Below are 20,877 nucleotides of genomic sequence, written 5' to 3' on the forward strand. Positions count from 1 at the left end.
AATCGAACACAGCCGGGTCATTCTCCGGCCATCGATCCCTGACGCTGTCGTGCCTCGTCGACGGCTTTCGCGAGCTTCTCGCGCACTTTGGCCACATCGCTGACCCCCACCAGGATGATCGGCGGCTCGCGGTCCTTCCCGGTACCCGCGCCGAAGTTCGCCGACGCCCACGCCAGCACACCGAGCCTGCCGAAGGTGATCGTCCCGGTCTTGCCCGGCCCGGGGGTGACGACGGGGTCGGCCAGCGCGGCCAGCGCCGCGGACTCCTCCTTGCGCCGGACGAGCGAACTGGTCGCGATGACCCGGCCGTCCGTCACGGCGTACGTCGTCGAGGCGAGCCTGAGGTAGCGGATCAGCGGCCTGCCGGCGAGGTGGAAGACGCCCGCGGCGGTGAGCACGACCCACGCGGCCAGGTGGAACGCCGTGTCGTGGTTGGCGGCGAAGAACAGCGTGACACCGCCCAGCCAGAGCAGGCCGACGGGGACGTTGAACCGGTCGCCGGGGTTGAAGAGGGGCCTGCGCACCGGCTGCCCGGCCCAGATGACCCGTTCGCCTGGAAGGAGGTCGATCTGCCCCTCATGCATGCCACGGCACACTACCCGTCCGGGGATGGGCGAGGAGTGTCCGTTCGTCGGTGAAATTCCGGGCCGAACGGACCTATCGAGTGGTCGGTGCGGTGGGTCGTGAGTGGCGATTCGGGTTAGAACCCGAATCGCCACTCACGACCCACCCGGCCCAGCGCCCACCGCGGCCGTGCTCGGGACTGTGACCGAAATCCGCGAGACTCACCCCGCGCCCGGCGTCTAGCGTGGGTGACCGTGACGTGGAGTTCGTACAGCAGCTATCTGGTCATCGTCGTCCTGATCGTCCTCGCGCCCGGGCCGGACACGATGGTGATGCTCAAGAACTCGCTGTCGGGCGGCACCCGCGGCGGCTTCCTCACCACGGCCGGGATCTTCGTGGCCAACGCCGTCCAGGGCACCGCCGCCGCGCTCGGCCTCGGCGTCGTCATCGCGCAGTCGCAGCCGGTGTTCGTGACGCTCAAATGGGTCGGTGCCGCGTACCTGGTCTTCCTCGGTTTCCAGGCGCTGCGCGGTGCATGGCGCGGCGACTACTCCGGTGTCACGGCGGCGAAGCAGCAACGGTCGAGCGGCTTCCGCCGTTTCCGTGAGGGCTTCCTTTCCAACATCACCAACCCGAAGGTGCTCGTGCTCTACCTGTCGGTGCTGCCGCAGTTCCTCGATCCGGCGACGACGTCGGCGTGGCACGCGCTGCTGCTCGCGTACACCGTCGCGGTGCTGGGCGCGGTCTGGCTGCTGACGCTGCTGTTCTTCGTGCACCGCGTGCGGGCCTGGCTGGAACGCCGCAAGGTCCGCCGCGCGCTCGACGGCGTCACCGGCACCGCGCTGGTCGGTTTCGGCGCGGCGTTGGTGCTCGAATCATGACCTGGGGCGTGTACGGCGGTTTCGCGCTGATGATGCTGGCGCTGGCGCTCGTCCCGGGGCCGGACAACATGGTGGTGCTGAAGAACGCGCTGTCCGGCGGTGTCCGCGGTGGCGGCTGGGCCTGTTTCGGCATCGGCGTCGCGAACCTCGCGCAGGCGACCGCGGCGGCGCTCGGCCTCGGAGCGGTCATCATGAACTCGCGGCCGGTGTTCGAGGCCGTGAAATGGGCGGGCGCGGCCTACCTCTGCTACCTCGGCGTGCGGGCCCTGATCGGTGCCTTCCGCGGCGACTACGGCCGTCTCGCCGAAACCGCCGCCACGCGGAGCGGATTTCGCCGCTGGCGGGAGGGTTTCCTCTCCAACTTCACCAATCCGAAGGTCCTCGTGCTGTACCTGTCGGTGCTGCCGCAGTTCCTGACCCCGGGCGTCACCGGCACCGGCGACGCCCTGCTGCTGGCCTACACGATCGCGGCGGCGGGCACCGTCGCCCAGCTCCTGCTGCTGTTCTTCGTGCACCGCGTGCGGGCCTGGCTGGAACGCCGCAAGGTGCGCCGCGCGCTCGACGGCGTCACCGGCACCGCGCTGGTCGGTTTCGGCGCCGCTCTCGTACTCGAGTAACCCCTTCGGTCGTTCACGCGATACTCCAGATGTCGCAAGGGCGCGACCCAGGGAGGCTTCGATGAACAAGAAGACCTACGGCGTTATCGCCGGAGCCGCCTTCTCCCTCCTTCTCCTCGGTGCGGGCCCGGCCGACGCCGGAGAGCGCGGCAACGGCGGCGCTCCTCCCGGCCACGCCAAGGACACCACCAAACCGCAGCCGCCCTCCAAAGCGGACTTCTCCGGGCACGGTGCCAACAAGCACGGGCCCTACGACTCCACCCGCGACGGTTCGCCGTCGGCCAACGGCAACGGCGGTGGTGAGGCCGCCGGTAAACCCTGCGCCGGTTGCGTCGGCAAGGCCGACAACAAGAACCCGCCCGGACAGCTGCCCGGCGGCTCGGACGCCAACGCGGGTTACGAATGCGACCGCAACCACGGCGTCGGTCGCGGCAATCCCGCGCACACCGCCTGCGTGCCGGACCGGACACCGCCCGCCACGAACCCACCGGCCGAGACTCCCCCGCCCGGGGGATCGCACGGCGAGGTCGTCCGTCCCGCGGTCGTGCCGGCAGCGGTCCAGGCCCCGGCCGTCGCGCCTCGCGCCGACAGCGCGGTCAGCGCCGCCGCGAGCCCGCCTTCGCTGGCCAAGACCGGTTTCGAGCTCGAACCCGTGCTGCTGACCGGCCTGGGTTCGCTGGCCGCGGGCGCCATGCTGTACGCCGGGACCCGGCGGCGGAGAGACGCGTGACTACTTTCGGCGGATGACTTTCGGGCGCCCACCACGTTGAATCCCGTCTCCAGAAGCACGAGACGAGGAGGCCGTTCGTGAGGTTCACCCCCGCCGCCACCGTCGCGGCGCTGGCCGCCGCCCTGCTGCTGGGCGGCGCTACCACCGCGCCCGCGATCAACTCCTACAACGCCACCCCGGCACCGGAGCGCACCGAGGTCGGCGCCCTCGTCGCGACCTGGGACAACGACGGAGACCCCGCCACGCCCGACCGGGTCGACTGGGTGTGCTCCGGCACGATGGTGGACGCCGACACCTTCCTCACCGCCGCGCACTGCACCAGCGACTGGCCCGCGAACGTGCGGTTCTTCGTCTCGCTCGACCAGGACGTGCAAGCGGGTCTCGACGCCGCGGCGAAGAAATACCCCGGCGACCCGGTGGCGGTCGCCAAGGCCGTCGCCGTCGAAGGGGTCGCGCACAACGGAGCCCGGCTACCCCGGCAACTCGGCCGACTCGCACGACATCGCCGTCGTCCAGGTGCCCGCGAAGCAGATCGCCGCGCGCTGGAGCTTCACCCCAGCAACGTTGCCGAGCGCCGGCCAGCTCGACGCGCTCGGGCCGCAGGGGCTGAACTCGACGCCGTTCGTGGTCGCCGGCTACGGCACGCAGGAAGCCGTGAACGGGCCGGGCGGGCACACCCATCCGGGCGGCGGAGTCCGGATGAAGGCGCCGGTCACCTTCAACGCGCTGAACAACACGTGGGTGCGGCTGGCGATGACGGCGCCCCAGGGCAACGGCGGCGCCTGCTACGGCGACTCCGGCGGGCCGAACTTCGCCACCATCGGCGGCAAGCGCGTCCTGGTGTCGACGACCATCACCGGCGACGGGCCCTGCTACGCCACCAACGTCACCTACCGGCTGGACTCGCCGACGTCGCGTGACTTCCTCGCGCCGTTCGTAGCCCTGCCCTGATCGCGCGTGAAGGCCCCCTTCCCTCGGCTGAGCCGAGGGAAGGGGGCCTTCACGCGCGATCGCTCAAGCCCGGTCCGGCTCGCCCGCCACGCGTTCGATCCTGGCACCGAGCCGGTTCAGGTTCTCGACGAAATGCGGGTAACCGCGGTCGATGTGGAAGACGTCCCAGACCTCGGTGACGCCGTCCGCGCAGAGCCCGGCCAGGACCAGCCCGGCACCGGCGCGGATGTCCGCGGCCCACACCGGAGCGCTCGAAAGCCTCTCCACGCCCCGCACGACGGCGTGGTGGCCGTCGGTGCGCGCGTCGCCGGAAAGCCGCATCATCTCCTCGATGAAGCGGAACCGGGCCTCGTAGATGTTCTCCGTGATCATCGACGTGCCTTCGGAGACCGCCGACAGTGCCACCGCGAACGGCTGCAGGTCGGTCGCGAAACCGGGGTACGGCAGCGTCACCCAGTCGACGGCCTTCGGGCGCTCGTTCTGGACGATGCGGAAACCCTCGCCGTCGAACGTCTCGACCTCGGCGCCCGCCAGGCGGAGCTTGTCGAGGACCAGGTCGAGGTAATGCGGGTTGACGCCGCGGACGGTCAGGTCGCCCCTGGTCATCGCGGCGGCGAACGCCCAGGTCGCGCCGACGATCCGGTCGCCGATCACGCGGTGCTCGGTCGGGTGGAGCTTCTCGACGCCCTCGACGGTGAGGGTCGAGGTGCCCGCGCCTTCGACCTTCGCGCCCATCTCGGTCAGCATCGTGCAGATGTCGACGATCTCGGGCTCGCGCGCGGCGTTGTCGATGACCGTGGTGCCCTCGGCGAGCACGGCGGCCATCAGGATGTTCTCGGTGGCGCCGACGCTCGGGAAGTCCAGCCAGATCTGCGCGCCGCGCAACCCGTCGGCCTTCGCCACGACGCAGCCGTGCTCGATGGTGCTGGTGGCGCCCAGCTTCCGCAGGCCGTTCTGGTGCATGTCCAGCGGACGGGACCCGATGGCGTCACCGCCCGGCAGCGCCACGACGGCCTGCTTGAGCCGTCCGACCAGCGGGCCCAGCACGCACACCGACGCGCGCAGCTTGCCCATCGCGGCCGAATCGGCCCGGTGCGACAGCTCGGCCGGCGTGGTGATCTTGGCGGTGTCGCCGTCGATGACGACGTCGCAGCCGACACTGCGCAGGACGTCGCCCATCAGCGGGACGTCCAGGATCTGGGGGCAGTTCGTGATGGTCGTCGTACCCTCGGCCAGCAGGGCCGCGGCCATCAGTTTCAGGACGCTGTTCTTGGCCCCGACCACGTCGACCTCGCCGACCAGCCGAGCTCCGCCGTGCACGTCGAAGTGCTCGCTCATGGGCGCCAATCATGCCCTCTCGCCCGGATTTGCCTTACGCCGGGCCGGTAGAGTCGGCTTCATGGTCGTTCGCATCAACCGCGTGTACACGAAGGTCGGCGACAACGGCACCACGGCGCTCGGCGACGGCTCCCGCGTGCCGAAGACCTCGCCGCGGCTGGGCGCGTACGCCGACGTCGACGAAGCCAACTCCGTCATCGGGCTCGCGCTCGCGATGGGTGGCCTGTCCGAAGAGATCACGCGGGTCCTGCGCGCGGTGCAGAACGATCTCTTCGACGTCGGCGCGGATCTGTGCGCGCCGATCGTGGAGAACCCGCCGTACGAACCGCTGCGGATCACCGAGCGGTACATCGAACGGCTGGAAGGCTGGTGCGACGAGTTCAACGAGCGCGTGCCGAAGCTGACGTCGTTCATCCTCCCCGGTGGCACTCCGGGGGCGGCTTTCCTGCACCAGGCCCGCACGGTCGCGCGGCGGGCGGAGCGGTCCGGCTGGGCGCTGTTCGAGGCCGAACAGGCCACGACGAACCAGCTGGCGATCAAATATCTGAACCGGCTTTCGGATCTGCTGTTCATCCTGTCGCGGCTGGCGAATCCGGACGGCGACATCCTGTGGCAGCCCGGCGGGGCGGACTGAAGGACGCTTCCCCCGCATCGGATGCGGGGAAAACGTCCTTCAGCTCACAATCGGCCCTGCTCCTGTGCTGCCCAATAGCGCTCGAGGTCGACTTCGGGCGTGCCGTCCTTGCCCGGGTCGATCGCCTTCATCGTGATCGTGTCCTCCAGGGACACGGCTTCGGGAAGGTGGCTCCAGCGGTTCGTGTCCTCGCTCTGAGTCATAGACCGAGAATAGACGTGCATCACGTCGGAAAGCCGGTAGAAATGCCGCTTCGTGATGATCCCATGTTTCCGCCGGCGCATTCAGAGGACTAAACGCCCCAGGAAGCCCGGAGCGAGGCGAGCGCGTCGTGGAAGCCGGGGAACGTCTTCTTCACGCAACCCGGGTCGTCCAGCGTGATCCCAGGCGTCCGCAGCCCCGTGACACTGAACGCCATCGCGATCCGGTGGTCCCGCCGGCACTTCACCAGTGCCCCCGTCGGCACACCCGGCCGGATCTCGATCCAGTCCCGCCCGGTCTCGACCGAGATCCCCATCGCGCGCAGGTTCTCCTCGCACGCCGCGAGCCGGTCGCATTCCTTGATCCGCGTGTTGTAGACGTCCTCGATCCGCACCGGCCCGTCCGCGAACGGCGCGATGGCCGCGAGTGTCGGCACGGTGTCGGAGATGTCACGCATGTTCACCGTGACGCCGCGCAGCCCGCCCGTCCCGGTCACCGTCACCGCGTCGGGGCCGACCTCGACGTCCGCGCCCATCTGCCGCAGGACGTCTACGAAGGCCAGGTCGCCCTGCAGCGCGCCCTCGCCCAGGCCCGGCACGGTCACCGAGTTGCCGGTCAGGGCGGCGGCCGCGAAGAAGTAGCTGGACGTCGAGGCATCGGGCTCGATCTCGTAGCGGCAAGCCCGGTACGGCGTCGGCGGCACGACGAACGTGTCACCCTCCCGGACGACCTCGACGCCGAAGCGCCGCATCATCGCGATGGTGATCTCTACGTAGGGCACCGAGACGAGGTCGGTCACGGTGATCCGCAGCCCCTCGGCCGTCAGCGGGCCGACCAGCAGCAACGCGGTCAGGAACTGCGAGGAGAGCCCCGCGTCCAGCGTCAGCTCCCCGCCCTTGATCCCGTCGGCCCGCACCACCAGCGGATGGTGCCCCGGCTCGCCTTCGAAGGTGAGGTCGACGCCCAGTTCCAGCAGCGCGTCGGTGAGCGGCCCCAGCGGGCGGGCACGCATCTGCTCGGAGGCGTCGAAACGGAAGGTGCCATGCCCGGCGGCGGCCAGTGCGGGCAGGAAGCGGGCGGTGGTGGCGCCGTCGCGGCAGAAGACGTCGGCGCTGTCGACGGCGGGGCCCTCGGGCCTGCCCTCGATCGTCCACTCGCCGGAAGCACGGGAGACCTGATAGCCGAGCTTGAGGAGGCCTTCGGCGAAGCCCTCGGAGTCGTCCGAACGCAGCGGCCTGCCCAGTACGGTCGTCCCGTGGGCAGCGGCCGCGAGGAACAGGCCTCGGGCGGTGATCGACTTCGAACCGGGGATGTCGACGGTGGTCACGGCGTGAGCATACGGCGTGCTCGAACGCGGAACTCGCGTGATCAGAGGCGTAACTCGCGTGATCGAAGGCGTAACTCAGGAAGCGCGCGGGAGGCGGCGCCCGGGCGGGGCCGATTCGAGCCAGGAGAGGAAGCCGGTGAGGGCGCCGGGGCCCATCGCGATCTCGATCGCCTCCTGCGTGGCGGACTCACACCGCAGGACGATCGAGCCTTCGGGGACGGCGTACGCCTCCGTGCCGGAGGGATCGCGCCGGTCCGCGATCTCCATACTCGCCCGCTGGAAGACCCGGTCCGGGCCGGTCCGCAGGCTCCACACCCGGAACCAGACGAACTCGTCGCCCTCGTAGCGGCCCAGCCCCAGATGCCAGCTGGACCGCGCCTCGTCCGGACGCCACCGCAGGGCGACACTCACGCCACCACCGCGGCGCATCCGGACCCACCGCAACGAATACCAGGCCACGACGACGGCCAGGACGGTCAGGGCCCCGAGAACACCCACGGCGATTTCCACGGCCCGGCCCCTGCCCGTCGCCCGGTCAGACCGACTGACCGGCCGCGCGAAGCTGGGCGGTCGCCCGAGCCCGCTCTTGCTCGTCTTCGCCGCTCAGCGCCTTCTTGGCCGCGTCGACGTCGATCTCGTCCGAAAGCTCCGCGCTCTCGGCGAGGATGCTCACGCCGGTCGCGGTGACCGACAGGAACCCGCCGTGCACCGCGGCGGTCACGGTCTCGCCGTCCGTGGTCGTCACCTTCACGACGCCACCCTCGACGAGCTGGCCGAGAACCGGCTCGTGACCGGCCATGATGCCGATCTCGCCCTCGGTGGTCTGCGCCACCACGAACGTGGCGGTACCCGACCAGAGACGGCGCTCGACGGCTACCAGCTCGACAGAAATCTCAGCCACGTAGCTTCCCTTCACCTCAGGTGCTGGCACCGAGTGTAATAGTCGAAGTTCCCGGTATGCGAACGACGGGACCAGCGTCCACAGTAGACACTGATCCCGCCGCTCATCGGAACATCACTTCTTGGTGATTTCCTTGTACTTCTTCTCGAGGTCTTCGAGGCCACCGATACCCAGGAACGCCTGCTCCGGGTAGTGGTCGAAGTCGCCCTTGGTGATGCGGTCGAAGGACTCGATGGTCTCCGACAGCGGCACGGTCGAGCCCGGGATCTGCGTGAACGCCTCGGCGACCAGCATGTTCTGCGACAGGAACCGCTCGATGCGGCGCGCGCGCTGAACGGTCAGCTTGTCCTCTTCCGACAGCTCGTCCATACCGAGGATCGCGATGATGTCCTGCAGCTCCTTGTACTTCTGCAGGATCCGGATGACCTCGGAGGCCACGCGGTAGTGGTCCTCACCGACGATGGCCGGGTCGAGAATGGTCGACGTCGACGCCAGCGGGTCCACCGCCGGGAAGATGCCCTTCTGGAACACCGACCGCGAAAGCTCGGTGGTGGCGTCCAGGTGGGCGAACGTCGTCGCCGGGGCCGGGTCGGTGTAGTCGTCCGCGGGGACGTAGATCGCCTGCATCGAGGTGATCGACCGACCACGGGTCGAGGTGATCCGCTCCTGGAGCTGACCCATCTCGTCGGCCAGCGTCGGCTGGTAACCCACGGCCGAAGGCATGCGGCCCAGCAGGGTCGACACCTCGGAACCGGCCTGGGTGAACCGGAAGATGTTGTCGATGAAGAGCAGCACGTCCTGGTTCTGCACATCGCGGAAGTACTCCGCCATGGTCAGCGCGGACAGCGCGACCCGCATACGGGTGCCCGGCGGCTCGTCCATCTGACCGAAGACGAGGGCGGTGTCGTTGATGACGCCGTCCTCGGACATCTCCAGGAAGAGGTCGTTGCCCTCACGGGTGCGCTCACCGACACCGGCGAACACCGAGGTACCACCGAAGTTCCGGGCGACACGGGTGATCATCTCCTTGATGAGCACCGTCTTGCCGACGCCGGCACCGCCGAACAGGCCGATCTTGCCACCCTGCACGTACGGGGTCAGCAGGTCGACGACCTTGAGGCCGGTCTCCAGCATCTCCGTCTTGCCCTCGAGCTGGTCGAAGGACGGCGGGTTGCGGTGGATGCCCCAGCGCTCGAGGTCGTCGCCGTAGCCGGGCTCGTCGAGGCACTCGCCGAGCGCGTTGTAGACGTGGCCCTTGACCTTGTCGCCGACCGGCACCGTGATGGGGCCGCCGGTGTCGGTGACCTCGGCGCCACGGACGAGGCCGTCCTGCGGCTGGAGCGAAATGGTGCGGACGAGGTTGTCACCGAGGTGGCTGGCGACCTCGAGCGTCACCGTCTTGCGCAGCTGCTCGAACTCGATTTCGACCTTGAGCGCGTTGAACTGGTCGGGGACGGAACCGCGCGGGAATTCGACGTCGACGACCGGGCCGGTCACCGAGACGATGCGCCCCTTGGCACGGGCTTCAGTACTGGTCATCAGTCATCACTTCCTGCTGCGGTGAGAGCGTTCGCCCCACCGACGATTTCGGAGATCTCCTGGGTGATCTGCGCCTGGCGGGCCTGGTTCGCCTCCCGCGTCAGCGTGTTCACCAGTTCGTTCGCGTTGTCCGACGCCGCCTTCATCGCGGTGCGGCGGGCCGCGAGTTCGGACGCGGCCGACTCGAGCATCGCCGCGAAGATCCGCGTGTTGATGTACTTCGGCAGCAGCGCGGCGAGCAGCTTCTCGGCGCTGGGCTCGAACTCGTAGCTCGGGAGCAGGCTTTCGGGCTTCTCTTCTTCGCCCTCGACGTACTCGACCTCGAGCGGCGCGACGCGCTTGGCGGTCGGACGCTGGGTGAGCATCGAGACGAACTCGGTGTAGACGACGTGGATCTCGTCGACACCCAGGATGCCGTCGGCGTTGCCCGCCTCGTCGTCGGCGCCGTTCAGGAACGACTCGACGATGAGCTCACCGGCCTCGGCGGCGTTGACGTAACCGGGCTGGTCGGAGAAGCCCGTCCAGCTTTCGGTCACCTCGCGGCCGCGGAACCGGTAGTAGCTCAGGCCCTTGTTGCCGGTTACGTACAGCACCGGCTCCTTGCCCTGCTCACGCAGCAGCGTGAGGAGCTCCTCGGTCGCCTTCAGCACGTTGGAGTTGTACCCACCGCACTGGCCCTTGTCGCTGGTGATCACGAGGACCGCCGCGCGCTTCGGGTTGGGGCGCTCGACCAGAAGCGGGTGGTCGAGGTTGGCCGAGGCGCCGGCCAGGGCCGAGAGCACGTTCGTGATCTCGTCCGAGTAGGGCCGGGACGCCGCGACCTTCGCCCGCGCCTTGGTGATGCGCGCGGTGGCGATGAGCTCCATCGCCTTGGTGATCTTGCCGATGGACTTGGTCGCCTTGATACGCGACCGGAGTTCTCGGAGTTGTGCGGCCATGAGCTATCAGCTCACTTCTTCGGGGCGGGCTTGTTGACCTTGACGGTCTCCTGCCCGACCTTCTCGGCGTCCATCGCGTCGGAGACCTCGACGAGGCTCTTGCCCTCGGCGGTGGTGAACTCCTTCTTGAACTCGTTCACCGCGTCGACCAGCCCGGCAGCGGTCTCGTCGGAGAACTTGCCCGACTCGCGGATGTCCTTGAGGAGCTCGCCGTGCTTGCGGCGCGCGGACTCGATGAACTCGTGGTTGAAGCGGCGCACGTCCTCGGTCGGGACCGAGTCGTAGTGCCCGTTGGTGCCCAGGTACACGGTGACGACCTGCTCCTCGACCGGGATCGGGGAGTACTGGGGCTGCTTGAGCACCTCGTACAGGCGGGCACCGCGCTCGAGCTGCGCCTTCGACGCGTCGTCGAGGTCCGAGGCGAAGGCCGCGAAGGCCTCCAGCTCGCGGTACTGCGACAGGTCGATACGGAGCGAACCCGAAACCGACTTCATCGCCTTGACCTGCGCGGCACCACCCACGCGGGAGACCGAGATACCCACGTCGATGGCCGGGCGCTGACCGGCGTTGAACAGGTCCGACTGGAAGAAGCACTGGCCGTCGGTGATCGAGATGACGTTGGTCGGGATGTACGCCGACACGTCGTTCGCCTTGGTCTCGATGATCGGGAGACCGGTCAGCGAGCCCGCGCCCAGCTCGTCCGAGAGCTTCGCGCAACGCTCGAGGAGACGGGAGTGCAAGTAGAAGACGTCGCCGGGGAAGGCCTCACGGCCCGGCGGGCGACGCAGCAGCAGGGAGATCGCGCGGTAGGCGTCGGCCTGCTTGGTCAGGTCGTCGAACACGATGAGGACGTGCTTGCCCTCGTACATCCAGTGCTGGCCGATGGCCGAACCGGTGTACGGCGCGATCCACTTGAAGCCGGCGGAGTCCGACGCGGGGGCCGCGACGATGGTGGTGTACTCCATCGCGCCGGCGTCCTCGAGGGACTTCTTCACCGCGGCGATCGTGGAGCCCTTCTGGCCGACCGCGACGTAGATGCAGCGAACCTGCTTCTTCGGGTCGCCGGACTCCCAGTTGGCCTTCTGGTTGATGATCGTGTCCACCGCGACGGCCGTCTTACCGGTCTTGCGGTCACCGATGATCAGCTGACGCTGGCCACGGCCGATCGGGGTCATCGCGTCGATCGCGGTGATACCGGTCTGCAGCGGCTCCGACACCGGCTGGCGCTCGACCACCGAAGCGGCCTTGACCTCCAGCGGGCGGCGGTCGGTGGTCTCGATCTCGCCGAGGCCGTCGATCGGGGCGCCCAGCGGGTTCACAACGCGGCCGAGGTAGCCCTCGCCGACCGGAACCGAAAGGACCTGCCCGGTCCGCTTGACTTCCTGGCCTTCGACGACGGTCTCGAAGTCACCGAGGATCGCGGCACCGATGGAGCGCGCGTCCAGGTTCAGCGCCACGCCGAGGACCCCGCCGGGGAACTCGAGCAGTTCGTTGGCCATCGCCGAGGGAAGGCCCTCGACGTGGGCGATACCGTCACCGGCGTCGATGACGACGCCAACTTCTTCCCGGCTCACGTCCGGGGCGTAACTCGAGACGTAGTTCTCGATCGCGCTACGGATCTCATCCGAGGAGATCGTCAGCTCCGCCATTTCAATCCCGCTCTCGCTTCGTTCGTGCCAGTGTGCAAAGTCGTTGTTGTGGGTCAGCCGGCCAGCCGGCGACGCAGGGCGTCGATGCGCCCCGCGGTGCTGCCGTCGATGACCTCGTCGCCGACGCGGACCACCAGTCCGCCGCCGAGTGACGGGTCGACCTCGACGTGCAGCGCGAGCTGCCGCCCGTACAGGGCGTTGAGCTTCTCGCTCAGCCGAGCGTGCTGCTCTTCGGACAGCGCGCTGGCGCTGGTCACCTGGGCGACCGAGCGCTGACGGCGTTCCGCGGCCAGCTGGACCAGCCGCTCGAGGGCGTTGGCGACCCCGCGGCCCTTGGCGCGCAGGACGACCTGCTCGACGAGGGTCTTGGTGACCACGTCCACCTTGTCGGCGAACAGGGTGCGGACGAGGGTCCGCTTCGCCTCGGCGGGAGCGGTCAGGTCGGACAAGGCCTGTTCGAGCTCCGGCGCACCCGCAACGATACGAGTGACCCGGAACAGCTGGTCTTCGACAGCGTCGATGTTCCCGGACTTCTCCGCACTGGTGAGCAGCGCCGAGCGGCCGAGGGCCTCGAGCCCGTCGGTCAGTTCGCGCGGGCTCGACCAGCGGCTGCCGGCCACGGAGTCGAGCACCTGCAGGGCCGGCTCGGAAACCTTGCCCGCGAGGATCCCGCGGGCGAGGCCGATCCGGGCTTCGGGCGTGGCCGAACCGTCGGCGACGGCCCGGCGCAGGCCGATCTCCCGGTCCAGCAGGGCGACGACCGAAAGCAGCTCGTCGCCGACCGTCGCCGGGTCGGTACCCGCTTCGGCCAGAACCTCGCCGAGACGATTCTCGGCGAGGTCGAGCGCTTCACGGCTCGCAGCATGCAGCGTCATTCTGGTCTACTTCCCCGCTCCGAGACCGGCACCGTTGGTACCGGCGGTCTCCAATTCGGCCAGGAACCGGTCCACGGTGCCGTGACGGCGCGCGTCGTCCGCGAGCGACTCGCCGACGATGCGGCTGGCCAGCTCGACGGAGTTACGGCCGAGTTCGGCGCGCAGTTCGGCGATGATCTGCGCCTTCTGGGCCTGCAGCTGAGCCTGGCCCTGGGCGACGATGCGCTGGGACTCGGACTCCGCCTCGGCCCGCAGTTCCGCCTTGATCTGCTCGGCTTCGAGCCGGGCGTCGTCGCGGATCTTCGCGGCCTCGGAACGGGCTTCCGCCAGCTGCGCCTTGTACTGCGCAAGGTTTTCTTCGGCTTCGGCCTGAGCCTTCTCGGCCCGCTCGATGCCACCCTCGATCAGCTTGGTCCGCTCTTCGTAGGTCGCCTCGAAACGCGGAACGACGTACTTCTTCAGAACGAACAGCAGCAGAAGGAAGGCGATGAACCCGAGGATGAGCTCGGGAACGTGCGGCACGATCGGGTTGGGCGCGTCTCCGGCGGCCAACACCAATTCGGTCTTCAGCACAACGTCTCCTTAAGCGAGATGAGCCTGGAAAAACTCAGCCGACGGAGGCGAGGAAGTAAATAACGATACCGATCAGCGCCAGCACCTCGGTCAGAACGAAGGTCGAGAAGGCGATGCTCTGCAGCTTGCCCTGCGCCTCCGGCTGACGGGCGGTGCCGTTGATGACCGCGGCGAAGATCAGACCCACACCGATACCGGGGCCGATCGCGCCGAGGCCGTAGCCGATGGCGGCGAGACCCGGGTTGATGTTGGAAGCGGCCTCGGCAGCCTGCGCAAGAACGATGTTGCTCACGTGCGTTTCCCTTCAAACTCGGTCCGCGCGACTCACGCGGATCGGGGGCTTTTGGTGTTTCTCAGTGCTCCGACGCCAGCGCGGCGCCGATGTACCCTGCGGACAGCAGTGCGAAAATGTATGCCTGCAGGACCTGGATGAATGCCTCCAGGAACGTCATCGCGATGGCGAACAGGAACGCCACCGGCGACGCGACCTTCACGATGCCTTCACCTTCGGTCAGCAGGAAGCTCCCGCCGAGCGTGAAGACCATGATGATGAGGTGCCCGGCGAACATCGCCGCGAAGACCCGGATGGCCAGCGTGGCCGGCGCGATGAAGAACTTCTGCGCGAACTCGATGGTGGAGTACAGCGGCAGAACGAATCCGGGGATGCCGGGCGGCGCCAGTTCCTTCTTCATGTAGTGACCGAAGCCGTGGCGCTTGATGCCGACGTAGTGGTACACCGGGTAAACAACGAGGAACGCGAGAGCGACGGGGAAGCCGAACCGGGCCATCGTCGGGAACTGGAAGAACGGGATGATCCCGAAGAGGTTGTTGACCAGGATGAAGCTGAACAACCCCAGGATCAGCGGAATGAACGGCTTGAAGTCGGCCGAACCGATCTGCTCACGCGCGATGTTGTTGCGGCCGAAGTTGTAAATCGACTCGGCGATGAACTGTCCCTTGCCGGGGACGACCTTCAGCCGGCGCGACGTCACCATGAAGTAGGTGATGATGATGATCAGGGAGATGATCACCAGCAGCATCGGCTTGGTGAAGCTCAACCAATAGCCGGAACCGAACAACGGCGGCAGGTTGAAGTCTTTGACACCAGGCGGCGCGAACTCCGCACCCTCGGCTAGTACCAGCGCGCCCACTGGGCTCCTTCCGGTTCTCCCGGCCGGCGTTCACTCCGCCGGGGGAATCGTCACGATCTGGACTTAACGTACCCGACACGTATCGGGCCGTCGGAGGCGGCCACCCCACGATGTGCTGAACACGGTTTCACGTTCCGCACACGAGGATTCTCGATGCAGCGCTCCCGGGAGACAGACGCCTACCAGCGGGTAATGAGGGACGATTCAACGCCGCCGCCACACTGCTGTTCGGGGTTCGTCATCAGGAGCCGGCAGCCGAGGCCGCCGCCCATACGCGGACCATATCAGCAGGTTCCGACAGGCCGTACAGGCGTACTACATTGCCCCCGATCGGCCGAGGACCTAGGTCCCGCCCCAGGTCAGGACCTCGGTCCCGGAATCAGCGGGAAGCGGGGATGATCGTCGGGATCTTGGTCTTGCGGAAGGCCGCGAACTCCACCGCGGCGGCCACGAGGATCGCGACGATCATGGTGACGCCCAAGGCCATCGGGTGGATCGAGGTCACCCCTCGCAGGAGGCTCAGCGCGCCGAACAGGACGACGACCTTGAGCACGTAACCACCGAGAGCGATCACCATCACGAACATCGGGTCCATACCCGCGCTGAAGCGCATCAGGCCCAGCGTCGCGAGAGCGGACACGATGGCGAGCACACCACCGATGACCGAGCCGAGCAGGCCCGGGAGTCCATTGAGGATGGTGAAGACCACGATGCAGACCAGCACCGCGGGCGGCACCAGCTTCAGGGAAGCCTTTGTCATCGCGTTGGCCGCCTGCAGGACCACCTTGGCGTGGGGGTTCTCCTCCGCCTCGACGGTCTTCTCGGTCTCGCTCACAGAAAACTCCCTGGTCGTCTCAGCCCGCCAGTGTAGGCCCGCGCCGTCGCGGGCGGTTCAGGCGGTCCGGTTCCGGGACCGCAGCCGCGGCACGATCGACACCAGGGTCGCCAGCACGAAGCCGAATCCGACGATCCAGAAGACCGCGGCGCTGTCGAACAGCGTGACCGAAACGGCGCCGAACGCGAGCAGGCCCGCCCACAAGTAGATGAGCAGTACCGCGCGGCGCTGGGAATGACCGATCTCCAGCAGGCGGTGGTGCAGGTGCATCTTGTCCGCGGCGAACGGGCTCTCACCGCGGCGGGTGCGGCGGATGACCGCCATGATCAGGTCGAGCATCGGCACGAACAGCACCGCGGCGACGACGACGAGCGGCGAAAGCAGCGCGAGCGCGTCCTTGCCGCTGAACTGCGGGTACGGCACGCGGCCCGATGCGGACGTCGTCGCGCCCGCCAGCATGAGGCCGATCATCATCGAACCCGAGTCGCCCATGAAGATCTTCGCGGGCTGGAAGTTGTACGGCAGGAAGCCCAGACAGGCCCCGGCGAGCGTGGCGGCGATGAGGGCGGGCGGGTACGCGCCGACGTCGCCACCGGAGGAGTCGAGCAGGCCGAGGGAGAAGGAGCACGTCGCCGCGGCGGCGATGAAACCCAGACCGCCGGCGAGCCCGTCGAGGCCGTCGACGAAGTTCATCGCGTTGACCATGACGACCACCAGCACGACGGTCAGCAGCGCGCCCTGGTTCTTGTCCAGCACCAGGACCTGGCCGAAGGATTCGCCACCGCCGCCCCACGGCACCCAGAACGACACCCACTGCACACCGAAGATCACCAGGATCCCGGCGCACATGACCTGGCCCGCCAGTTTCGTCCAGGCGTCCAGCTCGAACCGGTCGTCGAGGGCGCCGATCAGGGAGATCACGCCCGCGGCGAGCAGGACGCCCAGCGAGTCGAAGGAGAAGTCGAAACCGCGGCTCAGCGCGGGCAGCTGGTGCGCGAGCCCCATCGCGGCGGCGACACCGAGGAAGATGCCGATTCCGCCCATCCGCGGGATCGGGGTGACGTGGACGTCGCGGGCCCGCGGGTTGGCGATCGCGCCGATCCGGATCGCGACCCGGCGCACGACGCCGGTGAGCAGGAAGGTCACGGCCGCCGCGGTGAGGGCGACGAGGAGGTATTCCCGGATCGGGAGGCCTTGCGTAGGAGGCATGATGCGTTACGCCACCGAGGTCCAAGTCACTCGAACACGCTACCGCGTCAGGGGGATACGGCGGCCAACGGTCCTGCTGTCACCAGGCCCCGCTTCGCGTGTCGTCCGTCCGATCACGCGAGCCGTCCGTCCGATCACGTGTGTCGTCCGCCTGATCACACGTGACGTCCGTCCGATCACGCGTGACGGCTAGGCGAGCGACTCCGCGGGCACGCCCAGCACCTCCGCGACGGCGGCCCGGCTGACCGCGCCCTCCCGCAGGATGACCGGGTCGTCGCCGGTGAGGTCGACCATCGTGGACGGGACGGGTTCCCCGGTGGATCCGCCGTCGAGGTACACCGCGACGCTGTCGCCGAGCTGGTCGACGGCCTCCTGCGCGGTGGAAGCCGGCGGCTGCCCGGAGACGTTGGCGCTGGAGACCGCCATCGGGCCGACGTCCCGCAGCAGTTCCAGCGCGACCGGGTGCAGCGGCATCCGCAGCATCACCGTTCCGCGTGACTGCCCCAGATCCCACTGCAGGCTCGGCGCGTGCGGCAGGACGATGGAAAGGTCGCCAGGCCAGAACGCCTCCATGAGCGCGCGGGCCTGCGGCGGCGTGCCGAGCACGAGTCCGTCCACTGTGGACCAGGAGCCGACCAGGACGCCGACCGGCATGTCCGGGCCGCGGTTCTTCGCGCGGAGCAGGGACTGGACGGCGCCGCTGTCGAAGGCGTCCGCGCCGATGCCGTAGACCGTGTCGGTCGGGAGGACGACGAGACGGCTCGAACGCACGGCGCTCGCCGCCGCGGCGAGCCCGTCGGCCCGGGATTCATGCTTGCTGCAGTCGTACACCGCGCTCATGGCCCCTGAGGGTAGCCCTGTCCCTTTCCTCGTGAGTGGCAAGGACGGTTCTAACCGTCCTTGCCACTCACGAGGTGGGCTGGATCAGAACGCGAACGCGGTACAGAACGACGTCGCCGTCTTCGCCGGATCCGCGATCGACGTCGCGGTCAGCTTGATATGCGCGACGTGGTCACCGCCCGCGGCCCGTTTGGCGTGCGCCGTCGCCGAAGACCGCTTGCCGAACGGGACGGTGGACAGCTCGTTCGGCAGCCGCACCTCCCAGCCCTTCGCGTTGGTGGACGCGCTCAGGCGGTAGGTGTCGGTGTCGTACGGCGCCACGGCGCCCTTACCGTCACCGGTGTTGAGCACCGGGAACGAGCAGCTCGCGAGGCCCTGCTTGGCGAACGCCGGGGCCGACGGCCACAGCGAAACGCCCCTGGCCCGCGAGCCCGCGCCGTCGAGCGAAGCCACCGTGACGACGTAGGACAGCACGCCCTTGCGGTCGCGCTCGACGTCCGAGACGAGGAACTTCAGCCTGTTCGCCTCGTCGGTGTACTCGTACTTGCTCGCGGAACCGGTGCCCGCCTTGAACGCCGCGTCGTTGAGCTGGCGGTAGTCGCCGATCGTGATCGGCACCGGGGTGCCGTCCGGCTTCTTGTAGTCGGTCATGCCGATGTCGGCCGGATTCGCGTCGACGATCCATTCGAACGGCGCGTTGTCCTGGTTCTTCGTCTTCGCGATGATGACGCCGGAATCGGGAGCGAAGGAATCGCTGCCCATCCGGTCGACGACCTCGACTGTGTAATTGTGGTATCCGCCGCCGTCGCAGAACGGATCCTTGGACCGGTCGCATTTCGGCGAAAGGTCCCCGCCGGTCAGCGCGATGTTCATGCCGCTGTAGGCGCCCTGTCCGGGAAGGACCGAACGCGCCGTGATCCTCGCCGAGACCGGGCCGGTCGTGGCGAGCGAGTTCCGGTCGAGTTTGAGAACGTCTTCCTGGTCGATGATGTCGAGCTTCATCTTGGTGCGCAGCATGTGGTGCGACCCCATCGAGCCACCCTGGATCGCCGGGATCTGCCAGCGCGTGTGCGGTCCGCCGGGACCGTTGAAGCTGCCGCGCGACATCATCTCCCACGGACCGGTGTAGGTCCTGGACGGCGGAGTGCCGAACGGGTTGTTGTAATTGTCACCGATGCCGAGGATATGGCTCAATTCGTGCGCGTAAACCGCCTGACCCGAGCTTTCGGCCTGGGTCGAGGAACCGGGGACCGCGTTCGGCCAGATACTCGCCGCCGATTTCCACGACGTCCATGGAACGTACCGGGTGGACGCGGCGTTCGGCATTCCGGCGACACCGGGGCCGAATTCGTCGGGCACGTTCCCCGGTTCGCCGAATTTCATCACGCCGAATTCCTGCCAGGTCGCGCTCTCGTCCTGACCAGCGGAAAGATAGAAGACGAAGTCGAACTGCTTGGCGACGTCACCCACGTCCGCCCGCCAGGCCGCGCCCGCGTCGGCACGCAGGTCGCGTTTGCAGTTCGCGTCCGGCGGGCAGGCGTCGGGCTGGAACTCCATGCCGTATTCGAAGGACTTGCCGGGCAGGCGGTACGGCCCGAACGCGGTCAGGTCGACGCCCATCCGGCCGCCGGAGTCCTCCATCCAGTACTCGTTGATGGTGTGGCCGCGGTTGATCGCCTGCGGCTTGTTCAGGAAGTCCTGGTAGAACTTCGCGACGTTCGCTCGCGGGATGTCGCTCGCGGCGGGACCGGGGTTGCCGAACACCGTCGAATGCGCCGGTTGCGTGACCGCGAACTCCTGATCCGGATAGTCCGCGAGCACCACGGCGCCCTTGAACGTCCGTTTCGTCGGCTTCAGCGCGGGGTCGGCCCAGTTCGTGCCGGGCGGTTTGCGGTAGTCGTCCCACGTCATGTGGTCCTGGTTCTCCCAGGTCGACCCGTCGATCGGGGCGGGCCAGCCGTGCACCGGCACCGCGGCGGACGCGGGCTGGGCGACCAGACCCGGCAGCAGCGCGACGGTGGCGAGGACGGCGAGTGTTCTGAGCGGGGTTCGTCGGAGAGACGATCGCATCGGGGTACACCTCCCAGTCGGACCGCCGAAGAGGCGGCCGTGATCGACGTTAGGAGGCGGGCTTCGTCCTGGGCACCGCCGGAAGTCGTGAGTCTCGCTAACTATCCCGGCGTTTCGGATGGAAGGAGTCAGGAAACGCGCAGGGCGGTGACGAAACGTGGCCGTCCGGCGAGGTCGAGGTGTCCCTGGACGTCGGTCAGCACCCGTCGCGCCCGCACGAGCGCCGGGACGGCGGAACCGTGCGTGTCGTCGTGCTCGATCGCCATGCCGCCGGTGGGCCGCAGCAGGCGCGCGGCCGCGGCGATCGCGTGCCGGATCACCGCCAGCCCGCTCTCCTCCGCGAACACCGCCCGCGGCGGGTCGTGCTCGGCGACCTCCGTCGGCACCGGCGTGCCTTCGGGGACGTACGGCGGGTTGCACAGGACGAGATCGACGAGCCCGTCGAGTTCGGCGAACATCGTGCTGTCCGCGACATCGCCGGAGTACAGGCGGATGGGGGTGTCCCCCGCGTCGGCGTGCACGTCCGCGTTGTGCCGGGCCCACGCGAGCGCCTGCGCGTCGATGTCGACCGCGTAGACGACGGCGTCCGGCCGCGCGTGCTGCACGGCCAGCGCGAGCGCGCCCGATCCCGTGCACAGGTCGACCACGACCGGGTACTCGCGCCCGTGCAGCAGTTTGAGGCCCCATTCCAGGAGCAGTTCGGTCTCCGGCCGCGGGACGAACACCCCGGCGCCGACGTTGACCGTGATGTCGCCGAGCGCGGCCCAGCCGGTGAGGTATTGCAGCGGGATCCGCTTGGCCCGCTGGTTCACGAGCTGGCCGATCGCGTCGATGACGGGCGGGTCCACCAGCGGCACCATCGGCAGGCGGCCGCGTTCGACGCCGAGGACATGGGAGGCGATCAGTTCCGCGTCCGAACGCGGTGACGCCACACCGGCCTCGGTGAGGATGCGGGTCGCTTCCATGATGGCGAGGCGCAACGGCTGCCGGTTCACTGGTGTTCCTTCACAGAGTCAAGCCTGACACACGAGGCACGCGTGCCGGGGTCGATACA

24 protein-coding genes are annotated in these 20,877 nt (G+C 68.4%); 5 read left to right on the plus strand and 19 right to left on the minus strand.

All coding sequences use genetic code 11. From position 1 onward, the window contains the following. Window positions 1–17 precede the first annotated feature (17 nt). Window positions 18–584 carry a hypothetical protein gene (locus tag ACZ1DY_RS35635; protein WP_126732663.1) on the minus strand — a complete coding sequence of 189 codons (567 nt, stop codon included), beginning with the start codon at window positions 582–584 and terminating at the stop codon, window positions 18–20. Window positions 585–818: 234 nt separating this feature from the next. On the opposite strand from ACZ1DY_RS35635, the gene ACZ1DY_RS35640 reads away from it, so the two are divergent. The 3 genes from ACZ1DY_RS35640 to ACZ1DY_RS35650 all read left to right on the plus strand — a co-directional run bounded on the left by ACZ1DY_RS35640 (window position 819) and on the right by ACZ1DY_RS35650 (window position 2,792). After that, window positions 819–1,445: a LysE family translocator gene (locus ACZ1DY_RS35640; RefSeq protein WP_457960272.1), complete on the plus strand. Its 627-nt coding sequence runs from the start codon at window positions 819–821 to the stop codon at window positions 1,443–1,445. Then, window positions 1,442–2,062, plus strand: a complete 621-nt coding sequence (locus tag ACZ1DY_RS35645; protein WP_257484596.1) for a LysE family translocator — start codon at window positions 1,442–1,444, stop codon at window positions 2,060–2,062. The genes ACZ1DY_RS35640 and ACZ1DY_RS35645 overlap by 4 nt, the downstream gene beginning before the upstream one ends. Window positions 2,063–2,123: 61 nt before the next feature. Beyond that, complete coding sequence (locus tag ACZ1DY_RS35650) at window positions 2,124–2,792, plus strand: hypothetical protein (protein ID WP_465482310.1); 669 nt, start codon at window positions 2,124–2,126, stop codon at window positions 2,790–2,792. 163 nt (window positions 2,793–2,955) lie between these two features. Here ACZ1DY_RS35650 and ACZ1DY_RS35655 read toward each other — a convergent pair whose 3' ends face one another. Then, on the minus strand, window positions 2,956–3,222 hold the full coding sequence (locus tag ACZ1DY_RS35655) for a hypothetical protein (RefSeq protein ID WP_465482311.1): 267 nt from the start codon (window positions 3,220–3,222) through the stop codon (window positions 2,956–2,958). Between the two features lie 86 nt (window positions 3,223–3,308). Here ACZ1DY_RS35655 and ACZ1DY_RS35660 point away from each other — a divergent pair, with 86 nt between their 5' ends. Then, a complete protein-coding gene (locus tag ACZ1DY_RS35660) occupies window positions 3,309–3,743 on the plus strand; it encodes a hypothetical protein (RefSeq protein WP_465482312.1) in 435 nt (144 codons plus the stop codon). A 63-nt stretch (window positions 3,744–3,806) separates the two neighbouring features. On the opposite strand, the gene murA is transcribed toward ACZ1DY_RS35660, so the two are convergent. Next, the gene (murA, locus tag ACZ1DY_RS35665) at window positions 3,807–5,081 is read right to left on the minus strand and encodes a UDP-N-acetylglucosamine 1-carboxyvinyltransferase (protein WP_034308927.1); all 1,275 of its coding nucleotides are present in this window, start codon (window positions 5,079–5,081) and stop codon (window positions 3,807–3,809) included. A gap of 61 nt (window positions 5,082–5,142) precedes the next feature. Here murA and ACZ1DY_RS35670 point away from each other — a divergent pair, with 61 nt between their 5' ends. Then, on the plus strand, window positions 5,143–5,715 hold the full coding sequence (locus ACZ1DY_RS35670; protein WP_257484593.1) for a cob(I)yrinic acid a,c-diamide adenosyltransferase: 573 nt from the start codon (window positions 5,143–5,145) through the stop codon (window positions 5,713–5,715). 44 nt (window positions 5,716–5,759) lie between these two features. Here the strand turns inward: ACZ1DY_RS35670 and ACZ1DY_RS35675 are convergent, their stop codons facing one another. The 16 genes from ACZ1DY_RS35675 to prmC all read right to left on the minus strand — a co-directional run bounded on the left by ACZ1DY_RS35675 (window position 5,760) and on the right by prmC (window position 20,818). After that, the gene (locus ACZ1DY_RS35675; protein WP_257484592.1) at window positions 5,760–5,918 is read right to left on the minus strand and encodes a hypothetical protein; all 159 of its coding nucleotides are present in this window, start codon (window positions 5,916–5,918) and stop codon (window positions 5,760–5,762) included. An 89-nt stretch (window positions 5,919–6,007) separates the two neighbouring features. Then, on the minus strand, window positions 6,008–7,243 hold the full coding sequence (gene aroA / locus ACZ1DY_RS35680; RefSeq protein ID WP_465482313.1) for a 3-phosphoshikimate 1-carboxyvinyltransferase: 1,236 nt from the start codon (window positions 7,241–7,243) through the stop codon (window positions 6,008–6,010). A 75-nt stretch (window positions 7,244–7,318) separates the two neighbouring features. Beyond that, a complete protein-coding gene (locus ACZ1DY_RS35685; RefSeq protein ID WP_126732655.1) occupies window positions 7,319–7,753 on the minus strand; it encodes a DUF2550 domain-containing protein in 435 nt (144 codons plus the stop codon). A 25-nt stretch (window positions 7,754–7,778) separates the two neighbouring features. After that, entirely contained in the window at window positions 7,779–8,144 is a 366-nt protein-coding gene (locus ACZ1DY_RS35690; protein WP_044852809.1) for a F0F1 ATP synthase subunit epsilon, read from the minus strand. Between the two features lie 114 nt (window positions 8,145–8,258). Then, window positions 8,259–9,683 carry a F0F1 ATP synthase subunit beta gene (atpD, locus tag ACZ1DY_RS35695; RefSeq protein WP_007028325.1) on the minus strand — a complete coding sequence of 475 codons (1,425 nt, stop codon included), beginning with the start codon at window positions 9,681–9,683 and terminating at the stop codon, window positions 8,259–8,261. Then, window positions 9,683–10,621, minus strand: coding sequence for a F0F1 ATP synthase subunit gamma (locus tag ACZ1DY_RS35700; protein ID WP_257484590.1), 939 nt, complete (start codon window positions 10,619–10,621; stop codon window positions 9,683–9,685). Before ACZ1DY_RS35700 ends, atpD begins: the two co-directional genes overlap by 1 nt. Before the next feature lie 11 nt (window positions 10,622–10,632). Further along, window positions 10,633–12,270, minus strand: coding sequence for a F0F1 ATP synthase subunit alpha (gene atpA, locus ACZ1DY_RS35705; RefSeq protein WP_257484589.1), 1,638 nt, complete (start codon window positions 12,268–12,270; stop codon window positions 10,633–10,635). Between the two features lie 53 nt (window positions 12,271–12,323). Further along, entirely contained in the window at window positions 12,324–13,145 is an 822-nt protein-coding gene (locus ACZ1DY_RS35710; RefSeq protein ID WP_126732653.1) for a F0F1 ATP synthase subunit delta, read from the minus strand. 6 nt (window positions 13,146–13,151) lie between these two features. Continuing rightward, a complete protein-coding gene (locus tag ACZ1DY_RS35715; RefSeq protein ID WP_257484587.1) occupies window positions 13,152–13,718 on the minus strand; it encodes a F0F1 ATP synthase subunit B in 567 nt (188 codons plus the stop codon). A 34-nt stretch (window positions 13,719–13,752) separates the two neighbouring features. Next, the gene (locus tag ACZ1DY_RS35720; RefSeq protein WP_016336856.1) at window positions 13,753–14,010 is read right to left on the minus strand and encodes an ATP synthase subunit c family protein; all 258 of its coding nucleotides are present in this window, start codon (window positions 14,008–14,010) and stop codon (window positions 13,753–13,755) included. A gap of 61 nt (window positions 14,011–14,071) precedes the next feature. After that, on the minus strand, window positions 14,072–14,869 hold the full coding sequence (gene atpB, locus ACZ1DY_RS35725) for a F0F1 ATP synthase subunit A (protein ID WP_257484586.1): 798 nt from the start codon (window positions 14,867–14,869) through the stop codon (window positions 14,072–14,074). Window positions 14,870–15,248: 379 nt separating this feature from the next. Beyond that, window positions 15,249–15,704, minus strand: coding sequence for a hypothetical protein (locus ACZ1DY_RS35730; RefSeq protein WP_257484585.1), 456 nt, complete (start codon window positions 15,702–15,704; stop codon window positions 15,249–15,251). 57 nt (window positions 15,705–15,761) lie between these two features. Then, window positions 15,762–16,913: a glycosyltransferase family 4 protein gene (locus tag ACZ1DY_RS35735; protein WP_465482314.1), complete on the minus strand. Its 1,152-nt coding sequence runs from the start codon at window positions 16,911–16,913 to the stop codon at window positions 15,762–15,764. Window positions 16,914–17,102: 189 nt separating this feature from the next. Then, window positions 17,103–17,753: an L-threonylcarbamoyladenylate synthase gene (locus tag ACZ1DY_RS35740; protein ID WP_192743229.1), complete on the minus strand. Its 651-nt coding sequence runs from the start codon at window positions 17,751–17,753 to the stop codon at window positions 17,103–17,105. 84 nt (window positions 17,754–17,837) lie between these two features. Next, window positions 17,838–19,823: a M6 family metalloprotease domain-containing protein gene (locus tag ACZ1DY_RS35745; RefSeq protein ID WP_465482315.1), complete on the minus strand. Its 1,986-nt coding sequence runs from the start codon at window positions 19,821–19,823 to the stop codon at window positions 17,838–17,840. Between the two features lie 128 nt (window positions 19,824–19,951). Then, window positions 19,952–20,818, minus strand: coding sequence for a peptide chain release factor N(5)-glutamine methyltransferase (prmC, locus tag ACZ1DY_RS35750; RefSeq protein WP_034308966.1), 867 nt, complete (start codon window positions 20,816–20,818; stop codon window positions 19,952–19,954). Between the last annotated feature and the right edge of the window lie 59 nt (window positions 20,819–20,877).

Source organism: Amycolatopsis sp. PSD-21, assembly GCF_055561455.1.

Bases quoted from the DNA above. Each gene is read 5' to 3' on its own strand.
- ACZ1DY_RS35635 (WP_126732663.1), bottom strand. From the start codon at position 584: ATGCATGAGGGGCAGATCGACCTCCTTCCAGGCGAACGGGTCATCTGG.
- ACZ1DY_RS35645 (WP_257484596.1), top strand. From the start codon at position 1,442: ATGACCTGGGGCGTGTACGGCGGTTTCGCGCTGATGATGCTGGCGCTG.
- ACZ1DY_RS35650 (WP_465482310.1), top strand. From the start codon at position 2,124: ATGAACAAGAAGACCTACGGCGTTATCGCCGGAGCCGCCTTCTCCCTC.
- murA (WP_034308927.1), bottom strand. From the start codon at position 5,081: ATGAGCGAGCACTTCGACGTGCACGGCGGAGCTCGGCTGGTCGGCGAG.
- ACZ1DY_RS35670 (WP_257484593.1), top strand. From the start codon at position 5,143: ATGGTCGTTCGCATCAACCGCGTGTACACGAAGGTCGGCGACAACGGC.
- ACZ1DY_RS35675 (WP_257484592.1), bottom strand. From the start codon at position 5,918: ATGACTCAGAGCGAGGACACGAACCGCTGGAGCCACCTTCCCGAAGCC.
- atpD (WP_007028325.1), bottom strand. From the start codon at position 9,683: ATGACCAGTACTGAAGCCCGTGCCAAGGGGCGCATCGTCTCGGTGACC.
- ACZ1DY_RS35700 (WP_257484590.1), bottom strand. From the start codon at position 10,621: ATGGCCGCACAACTCCGAGAACTCCGGTCGCGTATCAAGGCGACCAAG.
- atpA (WP_257484589.1), bottom strand. From the start codon at position 12,270: ATGGCGGAGCTGACGATCTCCTCGGATGAGATCCGTAGCGCGATCGAG.
- ACZ1DY_RS35710 (WP_126732653.1), bottom strand. From the start codon at position 13,145: ATGACGCTGCATGCTGCGAGCCGTGAAGCGCTCGACCTCGCCGAGAAT.
- ACZ1DY_RS35735 (WP_465482314.1), bottom strand. From the start codon at position 16,913: ATGCCTCCTACGCAAGGCCTCCCGATCCGGGAATACCTCCTCGTCGCC.
- ACZ1DY_RS35740 (WP_192743229.1), bottom strand. From the start codon at position 17,753: ATGAGCGCGGTGTACGACTGCAGCAAGCATGAATCCCGGGCCGACGGG.
- ACZ1DY_RS35745 (WP_465482315.1), bottom strand. From the start codon at position 19,823: ATGCGATCGTCTCTCCGACGAACCCCGCTCAGAACACTCGCCGTCCTC.